Below are 18,997 nucleotides of genomic sequence, written 5' to 3' on the forward strand. Positions count from 1 at the left end.
CGGCTCAAGGATTGATGGACCAGGACAGGGGAAAAGGTTTGCGGCCGGGACGGTCGCCCGGGCGGCGGCGTCCCGTGATGTGGCTCGCTCTAGTCCTCGTGCTCGGGCTGGGGCTTGCCGTCGGTGGTCTGGTCTGGCGGCTCTCCACCGGCCCGCTGCGGATCGACGGCATGTCGGAGCGCGTCGCCTCGGCCATCGCCGGCAGCGTCGGGCCGGGCTGGCGCGTCACCTTGCGCGACAGCGCCGTCGAGCTCGATTCCGAGAACTCCCTGGCCCTTCGGGTCGCCGGCCTCGACATCTACAACCCCGAAGGCGCCGTCGTCGTCCGCGCCCCCCAGGCGGTGGTGAGCATCGATACCTGGGCGCTTCTGCGCTTGTCGGTGAAGCCCCGCGCCATCGAATTCCGCGACCTGCAGATGACGGCGCTCGTCCACAACAACGGGTCGATCGCGTTCGCGGCGTCCGATCCGACGCAGGAGGGGGCGGTCGAGCCCCATACCCTGCCGAGCGTCGACGCGACCCTGGGGCCGGTCTCGCCGATCTCGGCGACGGTGGCGTCGATCTTCGGCGTGGTGCTCGATCCCGCCGGCATCGTCGGCGCCCTCGACCGGGCCCGCATCACCAACGGACGCCTGACTCTCATCGACGACGATGCGCGCCAGCGCGCGGTCTTCGAGCACGTCAACGGCCTGTTCCGGCGCGACGCCAGCCGCGACGCCAGGGTGTTCGAGCTCAGGATCGAGGGCCCCCACGGGGAATGGCGCTTCGGTGGCGACCTGCACGAGGCCGGCGGCACCAAGCGGACCGGCATCATCACCCTCGACGACCTGCCGGTGACCGACCTGCTGCTGCTGTCGGGCCAGTCGAAGCTGCCGGTGGAGACCGATCTCAAGCTGTCGGCCAAAGCCGACATCGCCCTCGATGCCGGGCGCATCGAGACGATGACGGCGACGATCCGCACCGGCGACGGCAATCTTCTCATCGAGGAGAAGGACTTCAACCCCGTCACCATCGACAACGCCGAGGCCCAGGTGAGCTGGGACGAGACCAGCCGGGCGATGAAGTTCGACTCCCTCGATTATCGCGGCGCCGGCAATGCGATGCATCTCACCGGCTCGCTCGAAACCCGGACCGGCAACCCCGACACCGCCTGGACGCTGGCCCTGGCGGGCCGCGACGCGATCTTGCGGGGCGCCAACGCGCAGGACAAGCCGGTCAAGCTCGACATGGTCTCCGCCCACCTGACCGGGCGAGCGGGCGGCGTGTCGCTCGACGACATCACCGTCAAGGCGGGAGCGGCCAACGGCAAGATCACCGGCACGCTCGGCACGACCAAAGACGATGACGGCCTGACCCTGCACATCGTCGCCAGCGACACCGAAGGGCGCATGGCCCTGCGCCTCTGGCCCGAGCACGTGGCGCCGCCGGCGCGCAACTACCTCGTCGACTACCTGCGCGGCGGCAAGGTCGATGCCGTCGACATCGTGGTCGACATGAGCGGCAGCGAACTCGCCGCCGCCACGCGGGGCGAGCCGATGCCCGACAACGCGGTCCATATCGACTTCGCGGTCTCGGACGCGACGCTGGCGATCTCCGCCGATGCGCCACCGCTCACCCGCGGAAAGGTCGCCGGCACCATCACGGGTCTCACCACCAATATCCGCAACGTCACCGCCGACCTGCGGATGGCCGACGGCCGGACTTTGGCGATCTCCGACGGCGCGTTCGTCATCCCGCGGATCACCCCTGAAACGGTGGTGGCGCAGATCGGCCTGCGGCTCGGCGGAGGCGCCGACGCCCTGCTCTCGCTGCTGGAAACGAAGATGTTCAAGCCGCTCACCGGCATCGAGATCGACCCGGCGACAGTGAAGGGCAATGCGGATCTGCGCATCGATTTTCCGCTCAACCTCAAGCGTATTCCGGAACTGGCCGACCTGCCGGTGACGGTCACGGGCACTTTCGCCGACATCGCGGTGGACAAGGCGTTCGGCAAGGATCGCCTGGAGGCGGGGCGGTTCAACGTCTCGTACGACCGCGGCGCCTTCGCCCTGAAGGGCGATGCCAAGGTCCTGGGCACCCCGCTCACCATCGACATGCGTCAGCCCAAGGCCGGCGCACCGGGCGAGGTCCAGGTCGCCCTCACGGTGGACGAGGCTCTGCGGGCCAAGAAGGGTCTACCGGTGGCGCCCCAGCTCGTCGGGGCGATCCCGGTGAAGATCTCGCTCCCGATCGGCCGGTCCAGTGGCGGCAAGCCGCCGATCCGGGTGGATGCGGACCTGGCGCGCGTCGCCATCGACGGGCTGCTGCCGGGGTTCACCAAGGCCGCCGGCAAGCCCGGACGCCTCACCTTCACGCTGCAGGAAACGGCATCGAGCGGGCTCGACCTGCGCGACATCGCCCTCGACGCCGCCCCCGCCCTGGTCCGCGGCACCGCATCCCTCAATGCAGACGGGCAGTTCGAACGGGCGGACCTGTCGAGCCTCAAGCTCTCGCCCGGCGACGACATGCGCGTCCAGGTGGAGCGCAACGGCAACGGTTACCGCGTCGCGGTCAAGGGCGCCGTGGCGGATGCGCGCCCGTTCCTGCGCGGGTTGACCGGCACCGACGGCAAGGCGGCCAAGGAGACCGCCCCGAAGGATATCGACGGTGACGTCACCCTCGGCATCCTCACCGGGTTCAACGGCGAGTCCCTCACCAATGCGACCGTCAAGCTGGCGATGCGCGGGCGCGACATCCGCAGCGGACGCATCCAGGGCAAGTTCAGCGGTGCCGCCTTCTCGGCCCAGGTGACGCACACGGATCGCGCCGGGTCGAGCATCGCCATCGAGTCGGCGGATGCCGGCTCCACCTTGCGCTTCGCCGACGTCTACAAGCGGATGTATGGCGGCCGCCTCGCCATGAGTTCGTCGCTCAACGACGGCCCGCAGCCGGGCGTGGTGCAGATCCGCGAGTTCACCCTGCGCAACGAGCCGGCCCTGTCGAGCATCATGGCGCAGGGACCGGCGAGCAGCGAGGTCGTCGATTCGCGCGGGCGCAAGCAGGTGGTGCAGAACACCGGCAACGACGTCGCCTTCGACCGCCTGCGCGCGAACTTCACCCGCACCGGCAGCCGCATCGATTTCACCGACGCGGCGATCTCGAACGCCGCCATGGGGTTCACGCTCAACGGCTACCTCGACACCGCCAAGGAGCGCACCGACATCAACGGTACCTTCGTGCCGCTCTACGGGCTCAACAACGTCGTGTCGCAGCTGCCGATCCTCGGCCAGTTGCTGGGCGGCGGCCATAACGAGGGCCTGTTCGCGCTGAACTTTCGCGTGGCCGGACGCCTCGCCAAGCCCGACGTCACCGTGAACCCGCTCTCGGCCCTGGCACCGGGCATCCTGCGCAAGCTGTTCACCGCAGGCGGCGGCAACGAGGGATCCGCCGGCGTCACGCCGATGGGCGAGACGGAGCGGTAAAGCAGGACGCGGTAAAGCCGGGTCCGGTTTTCCGATCCGATCCTGCGAAAGCAACAGGATAGGGCATCGGCCCGGAGACGCTGTCCGGCCCGGTCCAGATCTTATCCGATCCGCAGGAGCACGTGCTTCTTGCGCCCGAACGACAGCTTGATCACGCCTTCGGCGGTGAGATTGCCGGCGCGCAACACTGCGCGTTCGTCGGTGAGCACCACGTCGTTGATCCGCAAACCGCCGCCCTTGATCTGGCGGCGCGCTTCGCTCGTCGACGGCAGGAGCCTGGCGTATTCCGGGCCGAAGGCCGACAGCACGCCGAGCCCCGCATCGAGCAGGTCGGCCGAGACGAAGACGGTGGGCAGATCCTGCGCCACCATGCCCTCGACGAAGGTCTTCCGCGCGGTCTCGGAGGCCGCGTCCGCCGCCTCATGCCCGTGCATCAAAGCGGTGGCCTGCGTCGCCAGCACCTTCTTGGCCTCGTTGATCTCGGCCCCCGGCAGCGCTTCGAGCCGGGCGATCTCGTCCATCGGCAGCAACGTGAACAGCCGGAGGAAGCGGCCGACATCGGCGTCCTCGGTGTTGCGCCAGAACTGCCAATAATCATACGGGCTGAGCATCTCCGCGTTCAGCCAGACCGCACCGGCGGCGGTCTTGCCCATCTTGGTGCCCGAGGAGGTCGTCAGCAGCGGCGTGGTGAGGGCGAAGAGCTGCTTGGTGCCCATGCGGCGACCGAGGTCGAGCCCGTTGACGATGTTGCCCCATTGGTCGGAGCCGCCCATCTGCAGGGTGACATCGTAGCGGCGGTTGAGCTCGACGTAGTCGTAGGCCTGCAGCAGCATGTAGTTGAATTCGAGGAACGAGAGTTCCTGCTCGCGCTCCAGGCGCAGGCGCACGCTGTCGAACGACATCATCCGGTTGATGGAGAAGTGCCGGCCGACATCGCGCAGGAAGTCGAGATAGTTGATGCCCGACAGCCATTCGGCGTTGTCGACCATGAACGCGTCGGCGGAATCGGCGGCCCCGAAGGTGAGGAACTTCGCGAAAACCTGCGCGATCCCGGCCTTGTTGGACTCGATGTCGGCCGCGCTCAGCACCTTTCGGCCCTCGTCGCGCCCGGTCGGATCGCCGATCCGGGTGGTGCCGCCGCCCATCAGCACGATCGGCCGGTGGCCGGTGGCCTGCAGCCAATGCAGCATCATGATCTGCACCAGCGAGCCGACATGCAGGGAAGCGGCCGTGCAATCGAAGCCGATATAGGCGGTGATCCGGTTCGTGCTCAGGAGCCCGTCGAGCCCGTCGAGGTCGGAACACTGGTGGATGAAGCCGCGCTCCTGGAGGATGCGCAGGAAATCGGATTTCAGGGCGGACATCGAAAAAGCCGTCTCGTCTGTGGGGCGCATCGCTGCGGTGGGACAAGGCCCGCGCCCGCATGGTAGCTCGCTGATCGCATACATCAGATGGAGCGGGCTCGTAGCATCCCACGCTCCGAAAGGCACGGGGGCGAGACGGCCATGACCATGATGCGCGCGATCGGCCTGATGAGCGGCACCTCCCTCGACGGGGTCGACGTCGCCCTGATCGAGACCGACGGGCAGGATGTCCGCGTCGTCCGGAGCCATAACGGCTATCTCGAACCGCTCGGGCCGACGGGCTACCGCGGCTACACCGACGAGGACCGCGAGCTGCTGCGCCGGGCGCTGGTGGATTCCGAAGCCGTCGCTGCGCGCGAAGATCGGCCGGGCTGCCTTCCCCAGGCCGAAGCCTTCGTCACCGCGGCGCATGCGGAGGCGGTGGAGAGCTTCCTGGCCGATAACGGCCTGAAGGCCTCCGACATCGATGTGGTCGGCTTCCACGGCCAGACCGTGGTCCACCGCCCCGACCAGCGCATGAGCGTGCAGATCGGCGACGGCGCCGCGCTCAGCCGCCGCCTCGGGATTCCGGTGGTGTCGGATCTGCGCCATGCCGATATCGCCGCGGGCGGGCAGGGGGCACCGCTGGTGCCGGTGTTCCATCAGGCGCTCGCCCGGGCCTCCGGCTTCGAGGGGGCCCTCGGCATCCTCAACATCGGCGGCGTCGCCAACGCGACGCTGATCGCGTCGAACGGCGACGTCATCGCCTTCGATACCGGGCCCGGCAATGCCCTGATCGACGACTGGATGCGCGAACGCACCGGCCGCCCCCTGGACGACGGCGGCCGCACGGCGGCCCGCGGGCGCCCCGACGAACCGCTGCTGGCGTGGCTACTGATCCACCCGTTCTTTGCCCGGCGCCCACCGAAATCCCTCGACCGGAACTGGTTCTCGCACAAGCTCGCCGGGCAGCTCTCGACCGAGGACGGCGCGGCGACGCTCACCGCCTTCACCGCGCGGGCGGTGGCCCGCGCCCTCGACCACGCCCCCGAGATCCCGACCCGCTGGATCGTGGCCGGCGGCGGCGCCCGCAACGGCGAGCTGGTGCGGCTGCTGAACTACCATTTGCGCGCCGAGATCACGACGGCGGACGCCATCGGCTGGTCCTCGGCCTATCTCGAAGCGCAGGCTTTCGCCCATCTCGCCGTGCGCTCGCTCAAGGGTCTGCCGATCACCTTTCCGAGCACCACCGGCGTGCAGGTGCCCATGACGGGCGGCGTGTTGGCGCGACCGGGGGATTGATGCCCCTTCGATTGTGCCGCAGGCCCCGGTGGCGCGCCGGGCATTTGTGACTCGTCCCGTCCCGCGCTAGAGCGGGAGCGTCATGTCGCACAACACCTTCGGCCACCTCTTCCGCGTCACCACCTTCGGCGAGAGCCATGGAGTGGCCCTCGGCTGCGTGGTCGACGGCTGCCCTCCGGGCATTCCGATCGAGGCCGCCGACATCCAGGCGGAACTCGACCGGCGCAAGCCCGGCCAGTCGCGCTTCACCACGCAGCGGCGCGAGCCCGATCAGGTCCGCATTCTGTCCGGCGTCTTCGCCGACGATCGCACCGGCGGGCGCCAGCTCACCACCGGGACACCGATCGCCCTCGAGATCGAGAACACCGACCAGCGTTCGAAGGACTATTCCGAGATCCGCGACAGCTATCGTCCGGGCCATGCCGATTACGCCTACGACGCCAAGTACGGGATTCGCGATTATCGCGGCGGCGGGCGCTCGTCGGCGCGGGAGACCGCAGCGCGGGTCGCCGCCGGCGCCATCGCCCGCCGGGTCCTGCCCGAGGGGGTGGTGATCCGCGCCGCCCTCGTCCAGATGGGCCCGCACGCCATCGACCGGGCCAACTGGAATTGGGACGAGGTCGCCAACAACCCGTTCTTCTGCCCCGACGCGCAGGCCGCCAAGCACTACGAGACCTATCTCGACGCGATCCGAAAGGACGGCTCTTCGGTGGGCGCGGTGATCGAGGTGGTGGCCGAGGGTGTGCCGCCGGGCCTCGGCGCGCCGATCTACGGCAAGCTCGATGCGGATCTGGCCGCCGCGATGATGTCGATCAATGCGGTCAAGGGCGTCGAGATCGGCGACGGCTTCGCCTCCGCGTCCCTGCGCGGCGAGGAGAATGCCGACGAAATGCGCTCGGGCAATGCCGGCGCGCCGACCTTCCTCGCCAATCATGCCGGCGGCGTGCTCGGCGGCATCTCCACCGGCCAGCCGGTGATCTGCCGGTTCGCGGTGAAGCCGACCTCGTCGATCCTCACGCCCCGGATGAGCGTGACCCGCGACAACCGCGACGTCGACCTCGTCACCAAGGGGCGCCACGACCCCTGCGTCGGCATCCGCGCGGTGCCGGTCGCCGAGGCGATGATGGCATGCGTGCTCGCCGATCACTATTTGCGCCATCGGGGGCAAGTCGGCGTGTAGGGGAAGCCTGCGCGCCTACGCCCATCCGCTCAGCGATTCCGAGAGACTTCCAGCTCCGGGAATCCAGATTCCAAGAGAAGCCCTGTGCCCCACACCAACGTCACGCAAGCCATCGAGGCCTATGCACGCGGTGAGATCGTGGTCGTCACCGACGATGACGATCGCGAGAACGAGGGCGACCTCGTGGTCGCCGCCTCGCTCTGCACCCCGGAGAAGATGGCCTTCATCGTCCGCAACACCTGCGGCATCGTCTGCGCGCCGCTGACCCGGACCGAGGCAAGGCGCCTGCGCCTCGACCCGATGGTGGCCGCCAACGACGCGCCGCTCGGCACCGCCTTCACCGTGACGGTGGACGTCAAGCACGGGCTCACCACCGGCATCTCGGCCGAGCAGCGCTGCAACACCGTGCGGGCGCTCGCCAACGGCAATATGGGCGAGTCGGACTTCGTGCGCCCCGGCCACGTCTTCCCGCTCATCGCCAAGGATGGCGGGGTGCTGATGCGCTCCGGCCATACGGAGGCCGCCGTCGACCTGTGCAAGCTCGCCAACCTCCCGCCCGTGGGCGTGATCTGCGAGCTCGCCAACGACGACGGCACCGTGATGAAGGGCCCGCAGATCACGGCCTTTGCCGAGTTGCACAAGCTCAAGCGCGTATCGGTGGCCGATCTCATCGCCTACCGGCAGTCGCGCGAAAAGCTGGTGGAGCGGGTCGGACACTTCCCGGTCAAGACCGAGTTCGGCGAGGTGACAGGCTACGCCTACACCACGCCGTTCGAGACCGTGCAGCAATTCGCCTTCGTCTACGGCGAGATCGGCGACGGCAGCGACGTTTTGGTGCGCTTGCACCGCTCCAACGTGGTCGCCGACGTGATCGAGGGCGGTCGCCAGATCGAGGCGGTGCAGCGCCGCTTCGCCAAGGAAGGCCGTGGCATCCTGGTCTATCTTCGCGATGGGACCGCGGGTGTGCCGCTCCAATCCTATGCGGACGAGGGGGCGGAGGCCCAACGCGTGCGGATTTGGCGCGAAGTCGGCCTCGGCGCCCAGATTCTGCGCGATCTCGGCGTCACCTCGATCCGCAACCTTGCGACCTCGTCACGGGCCTATGTCGGCCTGTCGGGCTTCGGCATAGAATTCTTGGGGGACGAGCGTCTGGACGGGTGAGCCGGCCAGCGCCGCACCCTCACCGGTCCTGCCTTTGGGTGTGCCGAGGCGGACTGGCGTGATGCCGCCGCTGTTTGTGCCGGCGACACCTCACCGCCCCATCAGCGCATCCACATGGGTGGCCACGGACAGGCCCAGTCCCTTGAGGCTGTAGCCGCCCTCCAGCACCGAGACGATGCGCCCGCCCGCGTGCTTGTCGGCCACCTCCATGAGCCGGCGCGTGGCCCAGCCGAAATCCGATTCGTCGAGCTGGATGTTGGCCAGCGGGTCGAGGCGATGGGCGTCGAAGCCGGCCGAGATGACGATGAGATCGGGGGCGAAGGCGTCGAGGCGGCGCAGGATTCCGGCCTCGAACACCTCTCGGAACACCTCACCGTCGTCGCCCGCGCGCAGGGGCACGTTGACGATGGTGTCGTGGTTGCCGCGCTCGGAGGCCGCGCCCGTGCCCGGATACAGCGGCATCTCGTGGGTCGAGGCGTAGAGCACCGAGGCATCGTCCCAGAAGATGTCCTGCGAGCCGTTGCCGTGATGGACGTCCCAATCCACCAGCGCCACGCGGGTGGCGCCGTGGGCGACCTTCGCGTGGCGCGCCGCGATGGCGGCGTTGTTGAACAGGCAGAAGCCCATCGCCTGCATGCGCTCGGCATGGTGGCCCGGCGGCCGCATGGCGACGAAGGCGTTGGCGCACTCGCCCTTCATCACCGCATCGACCGCGTGGACCGCGCCGCCGACCCCGCGAAAAATCGCCTCCAGGGTACCGGGCGACATCACCGTGTCGCCGTCGATCTGGACGAGGCCCTCGGTGGGAGCCGCCTCGATGATCGCCTGGACGTAGGGCACCGGGTGGACGAGGCTCACCACTTCGGGCGCGGCCTTCGGTGCCATCCCGCGCACCAATCCGGCGAAACGCTCGTTCTCCAGAACCCGCTCGATGGCGCGGATGCGCTCGGGACTTTCCGGATGGCCCGTCTGCAGGCCGTGATCGAGGGCGGACGGATGGCTCACATAGAGTGTCGTCACAATCATCCCTCCCGACCAGCCGGTCGTCTGGTTCGTTACTTTTGCGCAACAGACGATGCAAATGCGCCACGTCACCAACGCAGAACACTACGCGGGGATGCGCGCTCGGGTTAGCTTGCGCAAGACCCCATCAACCATGTTCTTCGGCCTTGATGCGGGCACCGAGACAGACCCGATCATGCGCTCCTTCCTGAAACTCCTCACCCTCGCCAGCGCGCTCCCGCTCGCAGCCTGCAATACGCAGACGGCCAACCTCGCGGCGCCGACAGCGCCGGTGGTGCAGACCGCGCTGGCGACACAGGCTCCGCTTGCGGGAGAGGCCCGCGACAAGGAGTGGATGAAGCTCGCTCCCAACGCGACCATCGACCCGAAGATCGCCCGCACCACCATCGACTATCCCACCAAGGAAGCCCCCGGCACCGTCATCGTCGTGACGAAGGAGCGCCGGCTCTATTATGTGCTGCCCGATGGCAAGGCGGTGCGCTACCCCGTCGCCGTGGGCCATGCCGGCATGGCCTGGGCGGGCACCGCCGAAGTCGACCGCAAGGGCGAATGGCCCGATTGGAACCCGCCGGCCGAGATGCTGGCACGCCGGCCAGAGCTGCCCAAGCGCCTCGAAGGCGGCCCGACCAGCCCGATCGGCGCGCGCGCCCTCTACCTGGCCGAAGGCAAGAAGGACACGCTGTTCCGCATCCACGGCACCAACGAGCCGGAGAAGATCGGTCAGGCGGTCTCGTCGGGCTGCATCCGCATGCTCAACGCCGACGTGGTCGACCTCTACGAGCGCGTTCCGATCGGCGCCAAGGTGGTGGTGCGCTGAGCGCGCAGCACCATCGACATCTTTTGGAAAGGCTCATTCGTGATCAGGCTTTAACCTGAACATCGATTCAGATTTGGCCGTTAACTGCTTGAACGATGCCGTCCCGCATAGTCGATCCATAGACAGGGACATGGACCGGCGCAGACAAAGCCGGGGAGGCATCAAGCAATGATCAACCTTTCGCTTCAGCTTTTCTGTAACCGTATCGTCGCCGCCGGCCGCATCACGGCCGACGACGTCAGCGACCTCGGACGCACCGTGCTTCCGGATGGCATCACCGGCCGCGACGAGGCCGACATGCTCATCGCCCTCGACCGCGCGGTGGCGGTCTCGGCTCCCGAATACAGCGACTTCCTGGTCGCAGCGATCGTCGACTTCGCGGTCTGGGGCGAGCGCCCCACCGGCTACATCGATCCCGAGATCGCGCATTGGCTCGTCGGATCGCTGCGCAACGGCGTCGGCCCGACGCCGCTGGCCGCCCGCATCGCCCGCGAGGTGGTCCGCGAGGCCCAGGCCAGCGACGAGACGCTGATCGCCTTTGCGTTGGCGGCCAACACCCGGCGCATCGAGACCGAGGACGCCGAAATACTCTTCCGGGCCGCCGCCTGACGCCACCGTCCGGCCGGCAGCGTCCACCCGACCGCGCCCGCCAGGTGAGGCGGGACGAGGTAATCCCATCCGAATTCTATTGCGCCGCACAATGGATTCGGCCTGAACATCACCGCCAGAAACCATCGACCAGCCTTCAAGGTCAGCTTCCCGAAGCCGCATAACTGCTTTATCGGATGCGAGCTTGGGCGTTCATCGCGCCTCGATCCTCCCGACTGAATACAGAGTGCGCGGACCGATGTTCGAAAAGATCCTGATCGCGAACCGTGGCGAGATCGCCTGTCGCATCATCAAGACCGCCCGCCGGATGGGCATCAAGACGGTGGCGGTCTACTCGGATGCCGATCGCGATGCGGTCCACGTCGCCATGGCGGACGAGGCGGTGCATATCGGCCCGGCGCCGGCGGCACAGTCCTACCTGCTGATCGAGAAGATCATCGACGCCTGCAAGCAGACCGGAGCCCAGGCGGTCCATCCGGGCTACGGCTTCCTGTCCGAGCGCGAGGCGTTCCCGCGCGCGCTCGAGGCGGCCGGCATCGTCTTCATCGGCCCCAATCCCGGCGCCATCGCCGCCATGGGCGACAAGATCGAGTCGAAGAAGGCGGCGTCGGCCGCCAACGTCTCCACCGTGCCGGGCTTCCTCGGCGTGATCGAGTCGCCGGAACACGCCGTCACCATCGCCGACGAGATCGGCTACCCGGTGATGATCAAGGCGTCGGCCGGCGGCGGCGGCAAGGGCATGCGCATCGCGTACGCATCCGACGAAGTCGCCGAGGGCTACGCCCGCGCCAAGTCCGAAGCCGCGTCGTCCTTCGGCGATGATCGCGTCTTCGTGGAGAAGTTCATCACCGACCCGCGCCACATCGAGATCCAGGTGATCGGCGACAAGCACGGCAACGTCATCTATCTCGGCGAGCGCGAATGCTCGATCCAGCGCCGCAACCAGAAGGTCATCGAGGAGGCGCCGTCGCCGCTCCTCGACGAGGCCACCCGCAAGAAGATGGGCGAGCAGGCCGTGGCCCTCGCCAAGGCGGTGGCTTACGATTCCGCCGGCACCGTCGAGTTCGTCGCCGGCCAGGACAAGTCGTTCTACTTCCTCGAAATGAACACCCGGCTCCAGGTGGAGCACCCCGTCACCGAGATGATCACCGGCCTCGATCTCGTCGAGATGATGATCCGCTCGGCCGCCGGCGAGCCGCTGCCGCTCACGCAGGATCAGGTGAAGCTCAACGGCTGGGCCGTCGAGAGCCGCGTCTACGCGGAGGATCCGACCCGCAACTTCCTGCCGTCGATCGGCCGCCTCACCACCTACCGCCCGCCGGCCGAGGGCCAGTTCGGCGCCGCCACCGTGCGCAACGATACCGGCGTGGAGGAGGGCGGCGAGATCGCGATCCACTACGATCCGATGATCGCCAAGCTCGTCACCTGGGCGCCGACCCGGGCGCAGGCCATCGAATCGCAGGGCGAGGCCCTCGACGCCTTCGCCATCGACGGCATCCGCCACAATATCCCGTTCCTGTCGGCCCTGATGGCGCATCCGCGCTGGCGGTCGGGCAACATTTCCACCGGCTTCATCGCCGAGGAGTTTCCGGACGGCTTCGTCGCGCCCCAGCCCGAGGGTAAGATCGCCCAACGCATGGCGGCGGCGGCGGCGGCCATCGACCACAAGCTCAATACGCGCAAGCGCGGCATCTCCGGCCAGATGCGCGACCCGAGCCTGCTGCATTTCGAGCGCGACCGCGTCGTGATCCTGGCTGGGCAATCCTACCCCGTCACCGTGGATGCGGTGGGCGGCACCCTCATCGTCACCGCCGAGGACGGCACCGTCTGGAACGTGGTGAGCGATTGGCGCCCGGGCGAGCCGGTGTGGCAGGGCGAGATCGCCGGCACCCGCGTGGCGATCCAGGTGCGGAGCCTCCTCAACGGCGTCGCGCTCCAGCATGGCGGGGCCGCCGCCGAGGCCCGCGTCTTCACCCGGCGCGAGGCCGAACTCGCCGCACTCATGCCGGTGAAGGTCGATGCCGGCTCGGGCAAGCAGGTGCTTTGTCCGATGCCCGGCCTCGTCAAGGCGATCCTGGTCACCGAAGGCCAGGAGGTGAAGAACGGCGAGCCGCTGGCCATCGTCGAGGCGATGAAGATGGAGAACGTGCTGCGCGCCGAGCGCGACGCCACCGTCTCGAAGATCTCGGCCAAGGAGGGCGACAGCCTCGCCGTCGACGCGGTGATCCTCGAATTCGCCTGATACCGGGACGACCCTGCCTCACGTTGTGAGGGAGGGTGCCCGCGGAGTCGCCATGCCCCTCTACTTCGCCTACGGCGCCAACATGGATGCCGCCGCGATGGCGGCGCGCTGCCCGCGCTCGGTGCTGATCGGGCAGGGCCGGCTCAACCGGCATCGCTTCATCATCATGCGCGAGGGCTACGCCTCGGTGGTGCGCGACCCGCGCGCCACGGTTTGGGGCGTGCTGTGGGAACTCGCGCTGTCCGATGTTCCGGCGCTCGACCGCTACGAGGGCGTCGCCGCGGGCCTCTACACCAAGGCCTACCAGCCGGTGACCACGCAGGGCGGGGTCAAACGGGCGCTGATCTATTTCGGCGGCTCCACCGCAACGGGGGCGCCGCGGCCCGGCTACCTCGAAAACGTGGTGGGGGCCGCCTCCGCCGCACACTTGCCCGCAGCCTATGTGGGCGAATTGCGGGGCTGGCAGCGCGGGCGAACACCCTGATCGGCTCACTCTGAACGGCGTGCCGGTGCCGCACCACTTAGCCAGAGCAGGCGAAGAACATTGCCCGCCGCCGCGATGGAGCGTGACGCATGACAGCTGATATTCGTGTGGTCGAGGCCGTGATTCGCGGCAGGGTCCAGGGCGTCGGCTACCGGATCTGGATCCGGCGGGAAGCCGACCGTCACGGGCTTTCGGGCCATGTCCGAAACCGGGCGGACGGGACGGTGGAAGCCCTGCTGTCGGGCGAATCGGAGGCGGTCGCCGCGATGCTCGCCGCCTGCCGACACGGGCCACCCGGAGCGCAGGTGACGGACATCGCCGTCACGGAGCGGGGTACGACACCGCTTCCTCCGGGCTTTTCCATCCGTCCGGAGTGATCGAAACCCGGTGCGGCTGGACAGCACGCCGGCATCCGGGCTAGCGCGCAGAGCGCAATTGTCGCGAATTCCAGGCACGATCGGCACCCGACCGGATGATGACGGCGTATTTCTCGTATCTCGATTTCGCCGCGCTGGTCTATTTCGTCGCCGCCTGGGCCGGATACGGCCTCGCCGTGGCGCGGATGCGCGGGCGACGCACCAGCCTCAGCCAGATCATGAATGCGCAGCGCGCCGAATGGGCGCGCCAGTTGATCCTGCGCGACAACCGCGTGGTCGACACCACCATCAACGCCTCGCTGCAGAACGGAACCGCGTTCTTCGCCTCGACCTCGCTGATCGCGCTCGGCGGCGTGCTTACGCTGTCACGCTCCGGCGACGACGTGCTGACCCTGTTCGGATCGCTGCCCTTCGGGGCCATCGCCACGCGGGCGACCTGGGAAATCAAGGTGGCGGGCCTCGCCGTCGTGTTCGTCTACGCGTTCTTCAAGTTCTCCTGGGCCTACCGGCTGTTCAACTATGGGGCGATCCTGCTCGGCGCAGTGCCGCCCAAGGGCTCGGGTGCCACCCTCGAACAGATGGAACGCGCGGCACGGCGGGCGGCGGCGATGAACATCGCGGCCGGCAGCCACTTCGCGCGGGGCCAGCGGGCGTTCTTCTTCGCGCTCGCCTATCTCGGCTGGTTCGTGAGTCCCTGGCTGCTCATGGTGACGACCACCGCGGTGGTCTGCGTGATGTGGCGACGCCAGTTCGCCTCGAAAATCCGGGCCGCCCTGCTGGCGCAGGACGATGGAACCGGGCAGGGATGGCATCCATGAGCAACTCAGAGACACCCCCCGTCACGAAATCCGCGCTTCGCAGGGCCGCGCGCAAGGACAGCGCCGCCAAGCGGCTGGCATCCAAGGGGGGCGCCCCCAACCGGGCACAGCCGAAGAACCCGGCCCCGAAGACCGGCGATCCGACGGCCAAGGCCGCCAAGGCCGCAGCGCGCACCGATCGCAAGGGACCGAGCGAGGCGGTGATCGCCGAGACCATCCTGCGCCTCGTCTCCGCGCGCGAGCCCGGCAAGACCATCTGCCCGTCGGAGGTCGCCCGCGAGATCGGCGGCCCGCAGCCCGAGGCCTGGAGCGCCATGATGCCACCGGTGCGGCGCGTCGCCGTGCAGATGACCAAGGCCGGCCAGATCGCGATCCTGCGCAAGGGCAAGCCGGTGGAAGATCCGGAGAATTTCCGCGGGGTCTATCGGCTCGCCGCGCCGTCCACCGCCGTCGACGAGGCCTGAGGCGCGGGAAACCACGCATCAGTGTAGCCGGCGAGGCGGTAGGCGACGAGGCCGAGCCATTCCTTGGTGACGAGGTCGAGCAGCAACAGCCCCTCCGAGGCGAAGCCGTTGAAGCGCCGCGCATCGCTCCAGCCCGCGGTGCGGTAATCCACCGGATAGGCGGTGACGTCGAACCCGGCCTGGCGGAAGCAGCCCATCGCACGCGGCATGTGCCAGGCCGAGGTCACCAGCAGCCAGCGCTCGCCCGGCTTCGGCTTGACCATGTCGGCGCTGAAGGCCGCGTTCTCGTGGGTGTTGCGCGAGCGGTCCTCGAGGATCAGCCGCGTGCGGGGCAGGGCGAGGAGATCGGCGAACCGCCCGACGAAGCCGGCTTCGGAATTGGGGCCGCCATCCTGCGTCGAGCCGCCGCCCGAGAAGACCAGCCGGGCCTGGGGGTAGCGCCGGGCGAGATCGGCCATGGCGATGTGGCGCTCGCCGGCATCGTTGAGCGCGAATTCACCGCGTTTGGCGGAGGTATTGGTGTCGACCGCGCCGCCGAGCACGACGATGCCGGCCACCGGCTCGCCATCCGCCACGAAGGCCGGGAACCGGTCCTCGAGCGGCAACGCCACCACCGCCGAGAGCGGCGCCAGCCCGCCGGCGAACAGGCCCAGCGCCCCGATCGCCACGAGCGTCAACCCGCTCCGACGCCGGCGTCCCAGGAGGAGGAGCGCCGTGCCGAAAAGCCCGATCAGGATGAAGAAGTTCGATGGGGTGACGACGAAGTAGATCAGCTTCGAGAGCGGGAAGAACATCGGCGGGTGTTACCTTCGAAAAACGGAGGATGCGGCATGGGTGGGACCCGACGCGGTCTGGTGACAAGCCGATGGTTGGGACCGCATCACGCCACCGGCCTCACCGGCGGATAAGCGTGCTCCACGCCTTGTGGATCGGTGACCCGCCACCCGGCGGCCTCCGCGCGCAGGTAGCCCGGCCCCACCGGAACCTTGCCGTGGCCGCCGGGGATGTCGAGGACATAGAGCGGCTGGGCCAGGCCCGAGAGGCGACCGCGCAGGGCCGTCATCAGCGACTGGCCGATGTCGAGCCCGGTCCGCAGGTGCCCTGTGCCGGGAGCGAGATCGCCGTGATGCAGGTAATACGGCTTGATCCGGTTCTCGACGAAGGTCCGCATCAGTTGCTCGAGCGTGTCCGGGTCGTCGTTGACCCCCACAAGCAGCACCGACTGGCTCACCACCGGGATGCCGGCATCGACGAGACGGTCCACCGCCGCGATGGCAGCGGGCGTGAACTCGCGCGGATGGTTGGCGTGGAGCGCCACGAACACCGCCCGGCCGAACCGTTTCAGGGCGGATACGAGAGCGTCGGTGACGAGCCCGGGCTCGACCACCGGCACGCGGGTGTGAAAGCGCAGGACTTTGACGTGGCCGATGGCGCCGAGCGCCGTGGCGATGCGGGCGAGGCGCCGGGGCGAGAGCGCGAAGGGATCGCCGCCGGTGACGATCACCTCCCAGATCGCCGGACGCGCGGCGATATAGGCGAAGGCCGCCGCCAGTTCCGCCTCGCTCAGGGAACCGAGCCCGTCCGGGCCGACCATCTCGCGCCGGAAGCAGAAGCGGCAATAGACCGGGCAGACATGGAGCGGCTTCAACAGCACCCGGTCGGGGTAGCGGTGGACGAGGCCGGCCAGGGGTGAATGGGCGGCGTCACCGATCGGGTCGGCATCGTCCTCGGGGCGGGTGACGCGTTCCTCGGCGCGCGGCACGAACTGGCGCGCGATCGGGTCGCGCGGATCGGTGGGATCGATCAGTGCGGCCATGTCCGGCGTCACCGAGACGGCATAGCGCGCGGCTACGGCCTCCAGGGCGGGCAATGCGCTCGCGCTCACAAGCCCTACACGAAACAGGTCGGCGGGACTGCGCAGGGGGCGGGTCACCGGTCACCTCCGGCGACGGGGGTCCAGATCACGTCGTCGATGCGCGGGGCGCCGGTGGCCAGCATCACGAGGCGGTCGAGCCCCAGGGCGATGCCACTGGCCTCGGGCATGACGGCGAGGGCAGCGAGAAAGTCTTCGTCGATGGGGTAGGTCTCTCCGTAGATCCGCGCCTTCTCGGCCATCTCGCTCTCGAAGCGGCGGCGCTGCTCCACCGGATCGGTGAGTTCGCCGAACGCATTGGCGAGTTCGACGCCGCAGGCATAGAGCTCGAACCGCTCGGCCACACGCGGGTCGCGCGGGCTGGGGCGGGCCAACGCCGCCTCGCTCACCGGGTATTCGCACAGGATCGTCGGACGCCCGATGCCGAGATGCGGCTCGATGCGGGCGACGAGCACGCGGCTGAACAGGTCCGCCCAGGTATCGTCGGCGGCCACCCGCAGCCCGGCGGCGCCCACGGCAGCGGCGAGCGCCGCGCGATCGGTGGTGCCGTCCGCCGCCATCGTGGCGAGGAGGTCGATCCCGGCCCGCTCGGCAAAAGCCTGCGCCAGGGTGATGCGCTCGAATTCGGCGCAGGGATCGGCCTCCTTGCCGCGGTGGGTGAAGCGCCGCGCCCCGGCCCGATCGGCGGCCAGCGCCAGGAGGTCGGCGCAGTCGCGCATCAGCACGTCGTACCCGGCACAGGCCCGGTACCATTCGAGCATGGTGAATTCGGGATGGTGCAGGGGGCCGCGCTCGCGGTTGCGGTAGACACGGGCGAAGCTGACGATCCTGTCCTCGCCGGCCGCCAGCAGCTTCTTGCAGGCGAATTCGGGCGAGGTGTGGAGATAGAGCGGATGCGCCGCCCCGTCGGCACCGATCATCGCGGTGGCGAAGGCAGAGAGATGCGCCTCGTTGCCGGGGGAGACCTGAAGCGCGGCGGCCTCGACCTCGACGAAATCGCGGGCGGCGAAATGCGCGCGCAGGGCGGCGGTGATGCGGTTGCGCGCCATCAGCGCGGGGCGCCGGTCGGCGTGCCGGTGTGGGTCCCACCAGGGCGAGGGACGGGTCATGCCGCGCAAACGGTCAGGGTCGCGCCACGCAGCGTCATGCGCGGCGGCTGGCAACGGGGCCGCGGATAGGATAGTGGCGGGCACACAATGTCGCTCCCGCGGGGCTGAACCGCTCGGGGCGACGCACCCGTTTCTCGTGACACGAACAGGACCTGACCCCGTGAAGGTGATCGCCTCTACGCTCCGCAAGGGCAACGTCGTCGACAAGGATGGCAAGCTCTACGTCATCCTGACGATCGAGAACATCCACCCCGGCAAGGGTACGCCGGTCACCCAGCTCGATATGCGCCGTATCACCGACGGGGTGAAGGTGTCCGAGCGCTACCGCACCACCGAGTCGGTGGAGCGCGCCTTCGTGGAGGACCGCGAGCACACCTTCCTCTACCAGGACGGCGAGGGCTTCCACTTCATGAACCCCGAGACCTACGAGCAGGTGGCGATCCAGAAGGACGTGATCGGCGATGCCGCCCCCTACCTCCAGGAGGGCATGGCCGTGATGGTCGCGTCGCACAACGAGGTGGCGCTCACCATCGAGCTGCCCCAGCGCGTCACCCTCGAGATCGTCGAGACCGAGCCGGCGATGAAGGGCCAGACGGCCTCCTCCTCCTACAAGCCGGCGATCCTCTCCAACGGCGTACGGACCGCCGTGCCGCCGCATGTCGCCGTCGGCACCCGCGTCGTCATCATGACGGAAGACGGGTCATACGTGGAACGCGCCAAGGATTGAGGCCCGT

Annotated in this window: 17 protein-coding genes; 12 read left to right on the top strand and 5 right to left on the bottom strand. The window is 68.7% G+C overall.

Annotated elements, in window-relative coordinates:
• The first annotated feature begins 77 nt into the window (after positions 1 to 77).
• Positions 78 to 3,461, top strand: a complete 3,384-nt coding sequence (locus G3T14_RS08600) for a DUF3971 domain-containing protein (protein ID WP_246733076.1) — start codon at positions 78 to 80, stop codon at positions 3,459 to 3,461.
• A gap of 101 nt (positions 3,462 to 3,562) precedes the next feature.
• Here G3T14_RS08600 and tyrS read toward each other — a convergent pair whose 3' ends face one another.
• Positions 3,563 to 4,825 (bottom strand): tyrosine--tRNA ligase, encoded by a 1,263-nt coding sequence (tyrS, locus tag G3T14_RS08605; RefSeq protein ID WP_163641864.1) that lies wholly within the window; start codon positions 4,823 to 4,825, stop codon positions 3,563 to 3,565.
• A 141-nt stretch (positions 4,826 to 4,966) separates the two neighbouring features.
• Between tyrS and G3T14_RS08610 the strand changes: the two genes are divergently transcribed.
• The 3 genes from G3T14_RS08610 to ribB all read left to right on the top strand — a co-directional run bounded on the left by G3T14_RS08610 (position 4,967) and on the right by ribB (position 8,447).
• Positions 4,967 to 6,106 (top strand): anhydro-N-acetylmuramic acid kinase, encoded by a 1,140-nt coding sequence (locus G3T14_RS08610; protein WP_204262725.1) that lies wholly within the window; start codon positions 4,967 to 4,969, stop codon positions 6,104 to 6,106.
• 82 nt (positions 6,107 to 6,188) lie between these two features.
• A complete protein-coding gene (gene aroC, locus G3T14_RS08615) occupies positions 6,189 to 7,286 on the top strand; it encodes a chorismate synthase (protein ID WP_163641865.1) in 1,098 nt (365 codons plus the stop codon).
• An 84-nt stretch (positions 7,287 to 7,370) separates the two neighbouring features.
• Positions 7,371 to 8,447 (top strand): 3,4-dihydroxy-2-butanone-4-phosphate synthase, encoded by a 1,077-nt coding sequence (gene ribB, locus G3T14_RS08620; protein WP_163641866.1) that lies wholly within the window; start codon positions 7,371 to 7,373, stop codon positions 8,445 to 8,447.
• A gap of 90 nt (positions 8,448 to 8,537) precedes the next feature.
• Here the strand turns inward: ribB and G3T14_RS08625 are convergent, their stop codons facing one another.
• Positions 8,538 to 9,467 carry a histone deacetylase family protein gene (locus G3T14_RS08625; protein ID WP_163641867.1) on the bottom strand — a complete coding sequence of 310 codons (930 nt, stop codon included), beginning with the start codon at positions 9,465 to 9,467 and terminating at the stop codon, positions 8,538 to 8,540.
• Between the two features lie 178 nt (positions 9,468 to 9,645).
• On the opposite strand from G3T14_RS08625, the gene G3T14_RS08630 reads away from it, so the two are divergent.
• The 7 genes from G3T14_RS08630 (at position 9,646) to G3T14_RS24990 (ending at position 15,281) form a co-directional block, all read left to right on the top strand.
• Positions 9,646 to 10,287 (top strand): L,D-transpeptidase, encoded by a 642-nt coding sequence (locus tag G3T14_RS08630; protein WP_204262739.1) that lies wholly within the window; start codon positions 9,646 to 9,648, stop codon positions 10,285 to 10,287.
• Positions 10,288 to 10,455: 168 nt separating this feature from the next.
• Positions 10,456 to 10,896 carry a hypothetical protein gene (locus tag G3T14_RS08635; protein WP_163641868.1) on the top strand — a complete coding sequence of 147 codons (441 nt, stop codon included), beginning with the start codon at positions 10,456 to 10,458 and terminating at the stop codon, positions 10,894 to 10,896.
• Positions 10,897 to 11,134: 238 nt separating this feature from the next.
• Positions 11,135 to 13,138 carry an acetyl/propionyl/methylcrotonyl-CoA carboxylase subunit alpha gene (locus tag G3T14_RS08640; protein WP_163641869.1) on the top strand — a complete coding sequence of 668 codons (2,004 nt, stop codon included), beginning with the start codon at positions 11,135 to 11,137 and terminating at the stop codon, positions 13,136 to 13,138.
• Positions 13,139 to 13,190: 52 nt separating this feature from the next.
• Positions 13,191 to 13,622 (top strand): gamma-glutamylcyclotransferase family protein, encoded by a 432-nt coding sequence (locus G3T14_RS08645; RefSeq protein WP_163641870.1) that lies wholly within the window; start codon positions 13,191 to 13,193, stop codon positions 13,620 to 13,622.
• Between the two features lie 89 nt (positions 13,623 to 13,711).
• The gene (locus tag G3T14_RS08650; RefSeq protein WP_163641871.1) at positions 13,712 to 13,999 is read left to right on the top strand and encodes an acylphosphatase; all 288 of its coding nucleotides are present in this window, start codon (positions 13,712 to 13,714) and stop codon (positions 13,997 to 13,999) included.
• Between the two features lie 95 nt (positions 14,000 to 14,094).
• Entirely contained in the window at positions 14,095 to 14,817 is a 723-nt protein-coding gene (locus tag G3T14_RS08655; RefSeq protein ID WP_163641872.1) for a DUF599 family protein, read from the top strand.
• A gap of 200 nt (positions 14,818 to 15,017) precedes the next feature.
• A complete protein-coding gene (locus tag G3T14_RS24990) occupies positions 15,018 to 15,281 on the top strand; it encodes a DUF3253 domain-containing protein (RefSeq protein ID WP_348645241.1) in 264 nt (87 codons plus the stop codon).
• Here G3T14_RS24990 and G3T14_RS08665 read toward each other — a convergent pair.
• From G3T14_RS08665 to epmA, 3 genes are all read right to left on the bottom strand, one after another.
• Positions 15,239 to 16,075, bottom strand: a complete 837-nt coding sequence (locus G3T14_RS08665; RefSeq protein WP_163641874.1) for a YdcF family protein — start codon at positions 16,073 to 16,075, stop codon at positions 15,239 to 15,241. The genes G3T14_RS24990 and G3T14_RS08665 overlap by 43 nt on opposite strands.
• 86 nt (positions 16,076 to 16,161) lie before the next feature.
• Positions 16,162 to 17,214, bottom strand: a complete 1,053-nt coding sequence (locus tag G3T14_RS08670; RefSeq protein WP_163641875.1) for a lysine-2,3-aminomutase-like protein — start codon at positions 17,212 to 17,214, stop codon at positions 16,162 to 16,164.
• Positions 17,211 to 18,263, bottom strand: coding sequence for an EF-P lysine aminoacylase EpmA (gene epmA, locus G3T14_RS08675; protein ID WP_163641876.1), 1,053 nt, complete (start codon positions 18,261 to 18,263; stop codon positions 17,211 to 17,213). Before epmA ends, G3T14_RS08670 begins: the two co-directional genes overlap by 4 nt.
• Before the next feature lie 160 nt (positions 18,264 to 18,423).
• Between epmA and efp the strand changes: the two genes are divergently transcribed.
• The gene (gene efp / locus G3T14_RS08680) at positions 18,424 to 18,990 is read left to right on the top strand and encodes an elongation factor P (protein WP_163641877.1); all 567 of its coding nucleotides are present in this window, start codon (positions 18,424 to 18,426) and stop codon (positions 18,988 to 18,990) included.
• Positions 18,991 to 18,997 lie beyond the last annotated feature (7 nt).

It is taken from the genome of Methylobacterium sp. BTF04 (assembly GCF_010692745.1).
GTDB lineage: Bacteria > Pseudomonadota > Alphaproteobacteria > Rhizobiales > Beijerinckiaceae > Methylobacterium.

Coding starts and splice junctions, on each gene's coding strand:
- epmA (WP_163641876.1), bottom strand. CDS start 18,263: ATGACCCGTCCCTCGCCCTGGTGGGACCCACACCGGCACGCCGACCGG.
- G3T14_RS08600 (WP_246733076.1), top strand. CDS start 78: ATGTGGCTCGCTCTAGTCCTCGTGCTCGGGCTGGGGCTTGCCGTCGGT.
- G3T14_RS08655 (WP_163641872.1), top strand. CDS start 14,095: ATGATGACGGCGTATTTCTCGTATCTCGATTTCGCCGCGCTGGTCTAT.
- G3T14_RS08640 (WP_163641869.1), top strand. CDS start 11,135: ATGTTCGAAAAGATCCTGATCGCGAACCGTGGCGAGATCGCCTGTCGC.
- G3T14_RS08630 (WP_204262739.1), top strand. CDS start 9,646: ATGCGCTCCTTCCTGAAACTCCTCACCCTCGCCAGCGCGCTCCCGCTC.
- G3T14_RS08665 (WP_163641874.1), bottom strand. CDS start 16,075: ATGTTCTTCCCGCTCTCGAAGCTGATCTACTTCGTCGTCACCCCATCG.
- G3T14_RS08645 (WP_163641870.1), top strand. CDS start 13,191: ATGCCCCTCTACTTCGCCTACGGCGCCAACATGGATGCCGCCGCGATG.
- tyrS (WP_163641864.1), bottom strand. CDS start 4,825: ATGTCCGCCCTGAAATCCGATTTCCTGCGCATCCTCCAGGAGCGCGGC.
- G3T14_RS08610 (WP_204262725.1), top strand. CDS start 4,967: ATGACCATGATGCGCGCGATCGGCCTGATGAGCGGCACCTCCCTCGAC.
- aroC (WP_163641865.1), top strand. CDS start 6,189: ATGTCGCACAACACCTTCGGCCACCTCTTCCGCGTCACCACCTTCGGC.
- G3T14_RS08635 (WP_163641868.1), top strand. CDS start 10,456: ATGATCAACCTTTCGCTTCAGCTTTTCTGTAACCGTATCGTCGCCGCC.
- G3T14_RS08650 (WP_163641871.1), top strand. CDS start 13,712: ATGACAGCTGATATTCGTGTGGTCGAGGCCGTGATTCGCGGCAGGGTC.